The sequence below is a fragment of the Enterocloster sp. 210928-DFI.2.20 genome (assembly GCF_020554465.1).
GTDB lineage: Bacteria > Bacillota > Clostridia > Lachnospirales > Lachnospiraceae > Enterocloster > Enterocloster bolteae.
The window spans coordinates 1-13,009 of the sequence record NZ_JAJCHK010000003.1; the positions used below are offsets into that span (position 1 = coordinate 1).

General features: G+C 52.1%; 11 protein-coding genes. All 11 read right to left on the reverse strand.

Annotation, left to right across the window (positions count from 1 at the left end):
* Window positions 1–170: 170 nt before the first annotated feature.
* Entirely contained in the window at window positions 171–2,114 is a 1,944-nt protein-coding gene (lysS, locus tag LI015_RS04490; RefSeq protein WP_227124231.1) for a lysine--tRNA ligase, read from the reverse strand.
* A 24-nt stretch (window positions 2,115–2,138) separates the two neighbouring features.
* Entirely contained in the window at window positions 2,139–2,621 is a 483-nt protein-coding gene (gene greA, locus LI015_RS04495) for a transcription elongation factor GreA (RefSeq protein ID WP_002564614.1), read from the reverse strand.
* Between the two features lie 105 nt (window positions 2,622–2,726).
* Window positions 2,727–3,692: a tRNA dihydrouridine synthase DusB gene (gene dusB, locus LI015_RS04500; protein ID WP_002564615.1), complete on the reverse strand. Its 966-nt coding sequence runs from the start codon at window positions 3,690–3,692 to the stop codon at window positions 2,727–2,729.
* Entirely contained in the window at window positions 3,693–4,043 is a 351-nt protein-coding gene (locus tag LI015_RS04505) for a DUF6145 family protein (RefSeq protein ID WP_002564616.1), read from the reverse strand.
* Window positions 4,044–4,125: 82 nt separating this feature from the next.
* Window positions 4,126–5,100, reverse strand: a complete 975-nt coding sequence (pfkA, locus tag LI015_RS04510; protein WP_002564617.1) for a 6-phosphofructokinase — start codon at window positions 5,098–5,100, stop codon at window positions 4,126–4,128.
* A gap of 92 nt (window positions 5,101–5,192) precedes the next feature.
* Window positions 5,193–8,678 carry a DNA polymerase III subunit alpha gene (locus LI015_RS04515; RefSeq protein WP_002573375.1) on the reverse strand — a complete coding sequence of 1,162 codons (3,486 nt, stop codon included), beginning with the start codon at window positions 8,676–8,678 and terminating at the stop codon, window positions 5,193–5,195.
* Window positions 8,679–8,810: 132 nt separating this feature from the next.
* Window positions 8,811–9,065, reverse strand: coding sequence for an HPr family phosphocarrier protein (locus tag LI015_RS04520; protein WP_002564619.1), 255 nt, complete (start codon window positions 9,063–9,065; stop codon window positions 8,811–8,813).
* 121 nt (window positions 9,066–9,186) lie between these two features.
* Window positions 9,187–10,164 carry a DNA-binding protein WhiA gene (gene whiA, locus LI015_RS04525; protein ID WP_002564620.1) on the reverse strand — a complete coding sequence of 326 codons (978 nt, stop codon included), beginning with the start codon at window positions 10,162–10,164 and terminating at the stop codon, window positions 9,187–9,189.
* Between the two features lie 5 nt (window positions 10,165–10,169).
* Window positions 10,170–11,039, reverse strand: coding sequence for an RNase adapter RapZ (gene rapZ / locus LI015_RS04530; protein ID WP_002573376.1), 870 nt, complete (start codon window positions 11,037–11,039; stop codon window positions 10,170–10,172).
* Window positions 11,040–11,075: 36 nt separating this feature from the next.
* The gene (gene murB / locus LI015_RS04535; RefSeq protein WP_002573377.1) at window positions 11,076–11,987 is read right to left on the reverse strand and encodes a UDP-N-acetylmuramate dehydrogenase; all 912 of its coding nucleotides are present in this window, start codon (window positions 11,985–11,987) and stop codon (window positions 11,076–11,078) included.
* Between the two features lie 20 nt (window positions 11,988–12,007).
* A complete protein-coding gene (gene hprK / locus LI015_RS04540; protein ID WP_002564623.1) occupies window positions 12,008–12,940 on the reverse strand; it encodes an HPr(Ser) kinase/phosphatase in 933 nt (310 codons plus the stop codon).
* Window positions 12,941–13,009: the final 69 nt, after the last annotated feature.

Genomic DNA, 13,009 nt, shown 5'->3' on the forward strand with positions numbered 1-13,009 from the left:
AACTAAACATAAAAAGGGCCCTTTTCATAGAATTGGGGCGGGATTTTAACAAATCCCACCCCAACTATTGACAAAGAGCCTAATAAAAAGTGCGTTTTGTAACGCAATAAGCCGGGGCAGGATTTTCGCAAATCCCGCCCCGGCCATTACCCGAACACTTAATATGGACTTTAATACAGCTTTGCACCCGCCGGAATACGGTCATCTACAATCAGGAGATGAAGTCCCTCATGTCCGTCTTCCTCATGAACCGCAGAGATCAGCATTCCGCAGGAATCAATGCCCATCATCTTTCTGGGCGGCAGATTCACAATCGCAATCGCTGTCTTTCCAATCAGGTCTTCCGGCTCATAATACTCATGAATTCCGCTTAAAATCGTGCGGTCTGTGCCTGAACCATCATCTAAGGTAAATTGTAAAAGTTTCTTACTCTTGGGCACCGCGGCACAGTCTTTTATCTTTACGGCACGGTAATCAGACTTTGCAAAGGTTTCAAAATCTACCATTTCCTCAAACAGAGGCTCAATTTTTACGTTGGAAAAATCAATTTTTTCTGCCGGTTTTGCTTCTGTTTTCACTTCTGACGAAGCTGCTTTTTCCACCTTTTTCGCTCCATCCGAACCGCCCAGTGATTTCATGGTGGGGAACAGCAGCACATCCCTGATGGCCGGTGAATCCGTCAGCAGCATGACCATACGGTCAATACCGAATCCGATTCCTCCCGTCGGAGGCATGCCCACCTCCAGCGCGTTTAAGAAGTCCTCGTCCGTGTGGTTGGCCTCCTCATCGCCCTGGGCCAGAAGCTCTTCCTGTGCCCTAAACCGCTCCCTCTGGTCAATGGGATCATTGATCTCCGAGTAGGCGTTGGCCATCTCCCAGCCGTTCATAAAGAACTCAAAACGCTCCACATAGTCGGGATTGCCTGGCTTTTTCTTGGTCAGAGGTGAAATCTCCACCGGATGGTCCAGAACAAAGGTAGGCTGAACCAGGTGCTCCTCTGCAAACTCCTCAAAGAACAGATTCAGGATATCGCCCTTCTTATGGCGCCCCTCAAACTCCACTCCCTTTTCCTTGGCAACAGCTCTTGCCTCCTCCAGGGTATGAATCTGGTCAAAATCAACTCCGGCATACTTCTTTACCGCATCCACCATGGTGATGCGGGCAAAAGGCTTGCCCAAATCCATCTCCACGCCTTTATAAGTAATGGTGGTGGTACCAAGCACCTCCTGAGCCACAAAACGGTACAGCTTCTCGGTCAGGTCCATCATCCCGTTGTAATCCGTATAAGCCTGATACAGCTCCATCAGGGTGAACTCCGGGTTGTGCCTGGTATCCAGACCCTCGTTGCGGAATACACGCCCAATCTCATAAACCCTCTCAAGTCCGCCTACAATAAGCCTCTTCAGATAAAGCTCCAGGGATATACGAAGCTTTAAATCCTCATCCAGGGCATTGAAATGGGTCTCGAAAGGCCTTGCGGCAGCGCCGCCTGCATTGGAAACCAGCATAGGGGTCTCCACTTCCATAAAGCCCTCTCCGCCCAGATATTTGCGGATGGCAGCCAGTATCCTGGAACGCTTGATGAAGGTATCCTTCACCTCTGCGTTCATGATCAGGTCCACGTAGCGCTGGCGGTAACGCATATCCGTATCTGTCAGGCCGTGGAACTTCTCAGGAAGCACCTGAAGGCTCTTGGAAAGAAGGGTCACCTCTGTGGCATGAATGGATATCTCGCCTGTCTTGGTGGTAAAGGCAGTTCCCTTCACACCCACGATATCGCCGATGTCCATTTTCTTGAAATCCTTATAAGACTCCTCACCCACGCTGTCCCTTGCCACATAAACCTGGATGCTGCCTTTTAAATCCTGTACATTACAGAAAGAAGCCTTGCCCATGACACGTTTGAACATCATACGGCCAGCAATGGCTGCTTCCTTCCCCTCCCACTGCTCATAGCTATCCTTGATATCCATGCTGTGGGCAGTCACATCATATTTTGTAATCTGGAAAGGGTCCTTTCCAGCTGTCTGAAGCTCCGCCAGCTTATCCCTGCGCGCCTTCAGCACATGATTTAAATCTGTATCTGCCTGATTAACCTTCTGCTGTTCTCCCACGTCCTTAACTCCTTTGTGTCAGATTTATGAAACCCTCTGGATTTCCAGCACCTTATACTGGATATCCCCTGCCTGGGTCTCCACGTCTACGCATTCACCCACTACCTTGCCTATCAGGGCGCGGCCTACCGGTGATTCGTTGCTTATCTTATTCTGCAGGCTGTTGGCCTCGGTGGAACCAACGATATAGAACTCCATCTCCTCGTCATACTCCACATCCAGAAGCTTTACCTTACATCCGATATTAATTTTATCCAGGTCGATTTCATCCTCTACCACGACCTCGGCGTTCTTAAGAAGCTTCTCCAGTTCCTCGATACGCAGCTCAATGTCCCTCTGCTCATCCTTGGCTGCATCATACTCTGCATTCTCGGACAAATCGCCCTGCTCTCTTGCTTCCTTAATCTTCTGCGCAACTTCTTTTCTTTTGACAACTTTCAGATTCTGCAGTTCATCCTCGTACTGTTTGAGTCCGGCATATGTCAAAATGTGTTTCTTATCTGCCATCTTACCCGCTTCCTTCCTTTAATTCTTACTTTATGTTGATTTCACTTGAGTATCATTCTTAATGTCCACACATTCTGAGTATTATATAGGAAAATGTGTCCATTGTCAAGATTGGATTTTCCTGTCCAGAAGCTCCACGAACCCCTCCAATGTCTCCACCTGGTTGATTTCATTCCTCAGTGTGGCTGAGTGGGGCATTCCTTTTGTATACCAGGCCATATGGCCCCTCATTTCCCGCATGGCAACCCCTTCTCCCTTGAACTGTACCAGCATCCGGCCGTGCCGCAGAATCATGGCCTTTATCTCAGCCATGGAAGGTCCCGGAAGAACCTCCCCTGTATCCAGATAGTGGTTAATCCGGCCGAACAGCCACGGATTCCCCTTGGCTCCCCTGGCCACCATAATGCCGTCGCATCCTGTCTCCTTAAGCATCCTGCCGGCGTCCTCCGGCGTAAAGATATCCCCGTTTCCAATGACAGGGATCCGTACCGCCTCCTTCACCTGACGGATGATGTCCCAGTCCGCCTTTCCTGAATAATACTGCTCCCTGGTGCGCCCATGGACAGCCACCGCTGCAACGCCGCAGCTTTCCGCCATCTTAGCAAATTCCACGGCATTGACAGAGAGGTCGTTGAACCCCTTGCGGAATTTCACAGTCACGGGCTTTTTCACCGCTTTCACCATGGCGGTCAGCACTTCCTTTGCCCGTTCAGGATTCTTCATCAGCGCGGACCCCTCGCCGTTGTTGACGATTTTCGGCACAGGGCATCCCATGTTCACATCAATGTAATCATAGGGTCCTTCCTCCAGCCTGGCCGCAATCTCCGCCATAATGTCCGGCTCCGAGCCAAAGAGCTGCACGGCTGCGGGGCGCTCGGCCGGGTCTATCTGCAGCAGTTCCCTGGTGTTTTTGTTGTTGTACAGAACCGCCTTTGCGCTGACCATCTCCGTCACCACGCAGCCAGCTCCCTGTTCCCGGCACAGCACCCGAAAGGGCAGATCCGTGACGCCCGCCATGGGCGCCAGTATTACATTATTCTCAAGAACTGTGTTTCCAATCCTAAGTTTCATTTAATCTTCCCCGTCATCCTCTATATCTATGTCCTCGCCCAGGAAAAATGTCCTGTAATACAGTTCCAGCGCTTCCAGCATTTCTTTTTTCTCTTCCTGGTACTGCTTGATTTTAAGGACGCTTCCTATCTCGTCAAAGAGATAATCCGTTTCCTCCGAGGTCACCCTGAATTCCAGGTTTCCCTTCTCGTCAAATTCCATGGTAAGCACGCCGCCCACATCCTCTGTATACATCACACACATGATCTGGAGTTCGTCTCTTATGGACTGGGGCAGGGATTTGAAATCCTGGTTAAAATAATATTTCTGTTCATAGGAATTGGCTCCGCAAAGCACTGTTGTATCCTTCATCTCATCTCTCCACAAAAGTCCGCTGCCTGTGACAGGCGGCGGACTTTCCATTCTATCGTCGTTTATGTTCTCACGTACCGGACTAGCGAATCAGCATCTTGGCAATCTCATACTGCTCTTCTGGGATGTCCTTTGTCATATTCAGGGCTTCCTGGATATCGAAATCCACAAACTCACCGTGCTTATAGGCTACCAGACGGTTGCTCTTGCCTGCGGCCAGAAGCTCTGCTGCCTTGGCTCCCATGATGGAGGCATATACCCTGTCCTTACAGGTAGGCGTTCCGCCGCGCTGCATGTGGCCCAGGATGGTGGCCCTTGTCTCGATGCCCGTGGCAGCCTCAATGCGCTTTGCCATGGAACCGGAATGGCCGATTCCCTCTGCATTGATAATGATGTTGTGTTTCTTGCCCCGCCTGCGGTTGTCGATAATCCGGTTAATCAGGGCCTGCTCGTTGCCGTCATAGCGCTCCGGAAGAAGAATATCCTCCGCACCGTTTCCAATGCCGCACCACAGTGCGATGTATCCGGCGTTGCGCCCCATAACCTCCACAATACTGCACCGCTCATGGGATGTGGATGTATCACGAATCTTATCAATTGCTTCCATGGCCGTGTTGACAGCCGTGTCAAAACCAATGGTATAATCGGTACAGGCAATATCCAGGTCAATGGTTCCCGGAAGGCCGATTGTGTTGATCCCCAGGGAGGACAGCTTTCCCGCGCCTCTGAAGGAACCGTCTCCTCCGATGACCACCATTCCGTCAATGCCATGCTTGCGGCAGATATCAGCGCCCTTCTGCTGGCCTTCCGCTGTGGTAAACTCCTTGCATCTTGCCGTGTAAAGGATGGTGCCGCCCCGGTTGATGATGTCAGACACACTGGTGGACTCCATGTCCACGATTTCCTCCTCCAGCAGGCCTGCGTATCCGCGCATGATGCCCTTTACCTTAAGGCCCTTATTGATAGCAGTCCTTACAACCGCGCGGATGGCCGCGTTCATTCCCGGCGCGTCGCCTCCGCTGGTAAGTACTCCAATGGTTTTCACTGCCTTTGCCATAGCAATTTACCTCCTTGTATTAAGCACATACATTTTTTCTGTGCTGACATCGCTCTCAATCATTCATTCTCTCATCTATATCCAACGCTATTCTAATTCATTTTCCCCAGCTTTTCAAGACCTTTTTCTACGACTTTGACATTTTTTTCACCAAGTCCCCTCCCCAGCTCTTCCAAAAGCCCGGGTGTAACCTGTACATTCCAGTTGGCCGGAAGGACTTTCTTGGCCCTCTCCTTCTGGAGATAAATGACCACCCGGTCCTTTCCCTCGCTGGACCGCAGAGAGGTGAGCAGACGCTGCTCCCCGGACTGATACGTCTCCATATCCGGGAACTGGAGCCACAGCTCCTTGGGTATACTGTCAAAGGGAATCACCTGCTCGCACACCAGCTTTCCCACCGGATCGTCTCCGATGGACACCCTTCCCCTGATGAACAGCTTGGAGTCCTCGGTAAAAAGGTCCCGGTTGGCCTCGTAATCCCTTGGGAACACGATGACCTCCACCGGTCCCAGAAGGTCCTCCAGGGTTATGAAAGCCATAAGCTGGTTGGTCCTGGTGGTCTTTACGGTCTTGCCTGCCACCAGTCCGCCGATGACAGCCCTGGATCCGTCCGCCACCCCTGCCGCATCCGTCTCCTCATCCACGATAAACTGGGCTGAGGTGGCTGTTATGTTCCTTCTCCACGTCTCCTCATAGTCGTCCAGGGGATGGCCGCTGATATAGACTCCCAGTATTTCCTTCTCAAAGGCAAGAAGCTCATCCTTTGAGTATTCCCCCACATCCGGAAATGTAATCTGGAATTCGTTTCTGTCTTCCTCACCCGCAATGTCGAAAAGGCTTAACTGCCCCTCAAACATGGATTTTTTCTCCCTGGCCTTTTCCTCCAGCATGGTGGGCGCCACCGCCATCTTCTGGCGCCTGGTTCCGGGCAGGGTATCCAGAGCGCCTGACTTGATGAAATTTTCCAGGGTTCGCTTGTTTACTTCCTTCATGCTCATGCGTCCCACAAAATCCTCCATGGAACGGAAGGGACCGTTTCTCTCCCTCTCCGCCAGGATTACCTCTGTCACGGGTTTGCCCACGCTCTTGATGGCGGACAGGCCGTAACGGATAGCGTCCCCTGACACGGAGAAGCCGCTCTCGCCCTCGTTGATATCCGGCGGCAGCACGGGAATACCCATCATGCGGCGGCAGGTCAGCACATACTCGGAAAATTTACTTACATTGTCCATGACCGATGTCATGAGGGCGGCCATAAACTCCCTGGGATAATAGTATTTCAGATATGCTGTCTGGTAGGACACCACCGCGTAAGCCGCTGCGTGGGACTTGTTGAAGGCATATTTAGCAAAATCAATCATCTCATCGTAGATGTGGTTTGCGGTCTTCTCGTCAATCCCATTGTTCACACAGCCCTTAACCCCTTCCGACTGGCTGCCGTAGACAAAGTTCTGGCGCTCCTTTTCCATGACCGACGTCTTTTTCTTACTCATGGCGCGGCGCACCAGATCGCTGCGTCCCATGGTGTATCCGGCCAAATCACGCACAATCTGCATAACCTGCTCCTGGTACACGATACATCCATAGGTGGGGCTTAATATGGGCTCCAGCTGGGGGCAGTCATAGGTGATGGAAGCCCTGTCGTTCTTGCCCTTCAGATATTTGGGTATAAAATCCATGGGGCCCGGACGGTACAGGGAGATGCCTGCTATGATATCCTCCAGGTTCTCCGCCTTAAGCTCCTTCATGAAGCTCTTCATCCCCGCGCTTTCCAGCTGGAACACGCCCTCGGTCCTGCCTGTTCCGATGGATTCAAGCACCTTCTTATCGTCAAAATCAATGTGGTCAATGTCAATGGTTATGCCGTAATCCTTCTCAGCCAGCCGTACCGCGTTCTGGATCACCGTCAGGGTCCGCAGCCCCAGAAAGTCCATTTTGAGAAGTCCCAGCTCCTCGATGGTTGTCATGGTAAACTGGGTGGTGATGGTGCCGTCAGAGGCCCTGGACAGAGGGACAAACTCGTCTATGGACCGGCTGCCAATCACTACCCCGGCTGCATGCATGGAGGTATGCCTGGGCAGTCCCTCCAGACGCCTGGACATGTCGATGAGATAATGGACCTGCTCATCTTCATTGTAGGCCTTTTTAAGATCCGGATTCATGGTCAGGGCCTTATCCAGCGTCATCCCCAGATCCCCTGGAATCATCTTGGCAATGGTGTCGCACAGGGAGTAGGGCAAATCCAGCACACGCCCCACATCCCGGACAACACCCTTGGCAGCCAGGGTACCAAAGGTGACAATCTGCACCACCTGGTCCTTGCCGTACTTGCGCACCACGTAGTCAATTACCTCCTGGCGCCGCTCGTAACAAAAGTCAATATCAATATCGGGCATGGACACGCGCTCCGGGTTCAGGAAACGCTCAAAGAGAAGATTATAGCGCACCGGGTCTATATTGGTGATTCCCAGTGTGTAGCTCACAATGCTCCCGGCAGCAGACCCCCGCCCAGGCCCCACGATGATATCCTGGGATCGGGCATAGTTGATAAAATCCCACACGATCAGGAAATAATCCACGTATCCCATGGAGCGGATAACATCCAGCTCATAGTCCAGCCGGCTGCTCAATGTGCCGTCATCGTCCGGATAGCGGGTCTTAAAGCCCTCCCGGCACAGATGGTTTAAGTAGCTCCAGGAGTCAAAACCCTCAGGCACCTCATACTTAGGAAGCTTGGTAACCCCGAACTCAATCTCCACATTGCAGCGCTCCGCTATCATATGGGTGTTTTCAATGGCCTCAGGCGCATAGGGGAACAGAGCCCGCATTTCTTCCTCGGACTTACAGTAGTACTGTCCTCCCTCGTAGCGCATCCTGTCCTCATCCGCCACCTTCTTGCCGGTCTGGATGCACAGAAGGATATCATGGGCCTTCTCATCCTCGGCAAAGGTATAGTGGATATCGTTGGTGGCCACCAGCTTAAGGCCCGTGTCCCTGCTCATGCGCATAAGGCCCTGGTTTACCAGCTTTTGGTCCGGCAGGCCGTGGTCCTGGAGCTCCAGGAAGAAGTTGTCCTTTCCGAAAATATCCACATACTTTTCAGATGCCCTGACTGCCTCCTCATACATTCCCCTGGTCAGGCAGCGCTGCACCTCCCCTGCCAGACAGGCGCTGAGGGCAATGACTCCCTCATGGTAGGTTCGCAGCACCTCATAGTCCACCCTGGGTTTATAGTAAAATCCGTCCACAAACCCCTTGGACACAATTTTCATCAGGTTTTCATAACCTTTGTTGTTCTCTGCCAGCAGCACCAGGTGGTAATAACGGTCCTCACCGCTTACCGTCTCCCTGTCAAAGCGGGAGCCCGGAGCCACATAGACCTCGCATCCCAGTATGGGCTTGATGCCGGCCTCCCTGGCAGCTTTATAAAAATCAATGACTCCATACATCACGCCATGGTCCGTGACAGCCATGCTGTCCATGCCAAGCTCCTTTGCCCTGGCTGTCAGCTCCCTGATTTTACAGGAGCCGTCCAAAAGGCTGTATTCCGTATGGACATGCAAATGGGTAAATGCCATTCCCTATTCTCTCCTTATCCTTGCGGTATCATTCGAGTAACAGTTTATCATAAATACAGATAAAAGAAAAGAGAACCAGGCAAGTCCTGCCTGATTCCCATTATCTATCTCTCCAAACAAACGGACTGGTAGTTACTGGTTTTTCAGATACTTCTCAATTTCAGTTACAGCTGCCTCCTCATCTTTTCCGTCGGCTTCCACCAAAATGGATTCACCTGCGGTCAGACAGAGAGTCATCATTCCCATGATGCTCTTGGCATTCACACGCTTTGCCTCTGCTTCCAGGTAAATCGCGCTTTCGTACTGACTGGCTACCTGCACAAGCATAGCTGCCGGTCTCGCCTCAAGTCCTGATGCCAATTCAACTGTAATCAATTTCTTTACCATAATAATCCTCCTCATTCCTTTGAATGGTTCACAGCCCCTGATACGTTCCAATGGTCATGTTCCAATCTGGCCGCATCCCGACTGCCATTCAGGTGCCCGTACTGATTCGTACTTGATAAAACTATTGCAAACTTGATGTATTACGGTCTGGAAACTGCTGCCGCAGCTCTTCAGCCACAAGGCTTAATTTCCTCAAACGGTGGTTCACGCCTGATTTACCCACAGGCGGTTCCAGGGCCTCCCCCAATTCCTTCAAGGTCGCCTCCGGCCGTTCCAGCCGTATGCGGGCCATCTCCTGAAGACTCTCAGGCAGACCCGAAAGACCGGCAACAGACTGAATGAAACGGATGTCTTCTATCTGTTTCACCGCAGCTGACACAGTCTTATTGATATTGGCAGTCTCGCAGTTGACCTGGCGGTTTACGCTGCCCCTCATCTCCTTGACAATGCGGATATTCTCCAGCTCCATAAGGGATACCGGGGCCTCCATCACATTAAGGATGTCCACAATCTGGCTGCCCTCCTTGATATAGACCACATAGTACTTCTTCCTGGGCACTATTTTGGCCTCGATATCAAAGGTGGCAATGATGTTCTTAAGCTGCTCCGCCTTTGGCTCGGTGGGACACACGATTTCAAAGTGGTAGAACTTCTCCGGGGCGCTGATGGAACCGGCCGCCAGGAAGGCGCCACGTATGAAAGCCCGTCTGCAGCAGGCATTCTGAAGCACCACATTCCGGATCAGGGAAAGATTTTCACCAATTTCCCCCTGGGAATTGATGAGCTTCACTGCCTGCAGGACCTTGAGGGCTTCCTCATGTTCCCTGACTGCTACGATGTATGTCCTGCTCCGTCCGGGATTTATTCCACTGCGAATCGAGACATCAGTTCTTATATTAAATGTTTTTTTCAATAATGTAAAGTACTTTCTTGCAACTGCCACATTTTCCGTATGGATTTCAATCCAAAAATGGTCTGAGGCTGATATCTTTACCCTTCCGCACAGGCTCAGGATTGCTGCTGTCTCTGCTATCTGGCAGTGGCGCGCCCCAGGCATCTGCCTGGACAGCTCGTCTTTTACGCTGGAAGAAAATGACATGTCCGCTACTTCCTTTTATTGTCTTTGTCGATGTCCCTGTGTTCTATTTTAATGCCGTATTCGGCCCTGGCAGTCAGGTGGGCGCAAAGGGCCCTGGCAACCGTCACGGAGCGGTGCTTGCCTCCGGTACAGCCAACTGCCACCACCAGCTGGTTCTTTCCTTCATTGATATAATTAGGCAGGAGGAAATCCATCATGTCATAGAGCTTGTCCAGAAACTGGGCGCAGGTGCCTCCCTGCATCACATAATCCCGGACAGACTGGTCCTCCCCTGTCAGCAGGCGCAGGTCCTCCGAATAGTAGGGATTGGGCAGAAAACGCACGTCGAACACCAGGTCCGCATCCTCCGGAATGCCGTACTTAAAGCCAAAGGAAAGAACCGTGACAAACATGTTGCAGTACTCCTGGTGTTTGAGGAATATCTTTTCCAGCTCCTGCCGCAGCTCTCTGGTAAGGAGCTTGCTGGTGTCAATGATGAAGTCCGCGTCCTTTTTGAGAAAAGCCAGCTTGACCCTCTCCTTTTCAATTCCCTTGTCCAGCCTGCCTGTCCCGGCCAGGGGATGGCTGCGGCGTGTTTCCTTATACCGCTTAATCAGAACCCCGTCATTGGCATCCAGGAACAGAATCTGGTAATCCATCCCCAGTTCCTTCCATCCCCTTAAAACAGCATCCAGCTGGCTCAGTTCCTCACCGCTGCGGATGTCTATGCCCAGGGCGGCCTGGCTGATGTCGCTGCCGGCCGCTGCCAGCTGGGCAAATTTATCCACCAGGGATATGGGCAGGTTATCCACACAGTAAAAGCCCAAATCCTCCAGCATTTTCAGTGCAATTGTCTTGCCTGCCCCGGACATTCCGGTTACAATTACAAGCTTCATCCATCCACCTCAGTTACGTAAAATTAGCATTCCAAATCAGAATTCCCCCCAGCGCTTCACTTCCATCTCAAGCTCCACACCGGATTGTTCCATCACCGTCTTTCTGATATGGCCGCACAGGGCCATTACATCGGACGCAGTAGCGTTTCCGCCGTTGATCACAAAACCGCAGTGCTTCTCCGATACCCTGGCACCGCCCATGCCGTATCCCCTGAGGCCGGCATCCTCAATGAGCTTGCCCGCAAAGTATCCCTGGGGACGTTTGAAGGTACTGCCTGCGCTGGGATATTCCAGAGGCTGTTTCTCCCTCCGTCTGGCTGCCAGTTCCTTCATCCGGGCCTCAATGGCTTCCTGGTCCCCCGGTTCCAGCTGAAAGGATGCCTCCAGCACCGTATAGCCCCTGTGTGGGATACAGCTGGTGCGGTATCCCAGCTCCAGCTCATCCACGGAAAGCTCCAGCACCTCTCCTTCATTTGTCATGACCCTGGCTGATTTGAGGATATTCTTTATCTCAGAGCCATAGGCCCCCGCGTTCATCACCAGGGCACCGCCTACGCTGCCGGGTATGCCTGCGGCAAATTCCATACCGGTCAGGCAGTGGTCCAGGGCCACACGGGCCACACGGCCCAGCAGTTCACCTGCCCCCGCACGTATAACGCTTCCCTCTGCCCCGGCATAACACCAGTTTCCTTCCATGGCAATGACCACGCCCTTGATTCCCCTGTCGCTGACCAGGAGATTGCTGCCATTCCCCAGTACGTTCCAGGGAATGTCATGTTCCCTGCACATGCAGATGACCTTTCCCAGCTCATCTTCATTGCCGGGGCATACATAGGCTTCAGCCGGCCCCCCGATGCGGAAGGTGGTGTGGCTGCTCATGGGTTCCATGAATCGGCACACTGCGCCTTCTGATACAAGCACCTCTTTCAACATATGTTCCAGATTCAAAATACATTCCTCGCTTACGACTAATTTTCCTGGCCCTTTCCCAAATTGGCCTGTACCCGGTTGTACAGCTCCTGGGCTGCATTGTAGCCCATCTTCTTCTGGCGGTAGTTGACGGCCGCGGACTCCACGATGATAGCCAGGTTGCGTCCCGGACGGATGGGAATGGTATGGCAGACCACCTGGTTGCCTAAAAACTCGGTGTACTGGTCTTCCAGGCCCAGCCTGTCGTATTCCTTATCCTTGCTCCAGTCCTCCAGCTTGATAACCATGTCAATGGACTGGGTATCCTTAACGCTCTCCACACCGAACAGGGTCTTTACATCAATGATGCCGATGCCCCGCAGTTCGATAAAATGCTTGGTGATGTCAGGGGCGCTTCCTATCAGGGTATCATCGCTGACCCTGCGTATCTCCACCACGTCATCCGTCACCAGACGGTGTCCCCTCTTAATCAGTTCCAGGGCAGCCTCGCTCTTGCCGATGCCGCTTTCTCCCATAATCAGCACACCTTCACCGAATACATCAATCAGCACGCCGTGGATACTGATACAGGGAGCCAGCTTTACGTTGAGCCAGCGGATGATTTCTGCCATCAGGGCAGAGGTGGTCTTATCAGACACAAGGCAGGGAACGCCATAGTAATTACAGAATTCCAAAAGGTCCTCATCCGGCTCCTGGTCGCGGCTGAACACCAGACATGGAATCTGGCTGGATGTGAGCTTATCGTACATCCGGCGCTTCTGCTCCTGGTCCATGGTATTAATATATGCCTGCTCCACGTATCCGATGATTTGAACCCGCTCCCTGTCAAAATGATCAAAGAATCCCGTGAGCTGCAGTGCCGGACGGTTCACATCCGGATGCGTCAGCACAATCTTGTCCGTGTCAATCTCCGGCGTGGTGTTTTTAAGCTTCATCTTCTTGATTAATTCCGATATGGTTACTCCATGCATGATAATACCCCCTTGACCTGGTTTCGCTTCTCGTTTAACTTCTATCATACTATCATAATTTAGTTCGGT

Excerpts from the sequence above, each read along its gene's own strand:
- greA (WP_002564614.1), bottom strand. The coding sequence starts at position 2,621 with ATGGCAGATAAGAAACACATTTTGACATATGCCGGACTCAAACAGTAC.
- dusB (WP_002564615.1), bottom strand. The coding sequence starts at position 3,692 with ATGAAACTTAGGATTGGAAACACAGTTCTTGAGAATAATGTAATACTG.
- LI015_RS04505 (WP_002564616.1), bottom strand. The coding sequence starts at position 4,043 with ATGAAGGATACAACAGTGCTTTGCGGAGCCAATTCCTATGAACAGAAA.
- pfkA (WP_002564617.1), bottom strand. The coding sequence starts at position 5,100 with ATGGCAAAGGCAGTGAAAACCATTGGAGTACTTACCAGCGGAGGCGAC.
- LI015_RS04515 (WP_002573375.1), bottom strand. The coding sequence starts at position 8,678 with ATGGCATTTACCCATTTGCATGTCCATACGGAATACAGCCTTTTGGAC.
- LI015_RS04520 (WP_002564619.1), bottom strand. The coding sequence starts at position 9,065 with ATGGTAAAGAAATTGATTACAGTTGAATTGGCATCAGGACTTGAGGCG.
- whiA (WP_002564620.1), bottom strand. The coding sequence starts at position 10,164 with ATGTCATTTTCTTCCAGCGTAAAAGACGAGCTGTCCAGGCAGATGCCT.
- rapZ (WP_002573376.1), bottom strand. The coding sequence starts at position 11,039 with ATGAAGCTTGTAATTGTAACCGGAATGTCCGGGGCAGGCAAGACAATT.
- hprK (WP_002564623.1), bottom strand. The coding sequence starts at position 12,940 with ATGCATGGAGTAACCATATCGGAATTAATCAAGAAGATGAAGCTTAAA.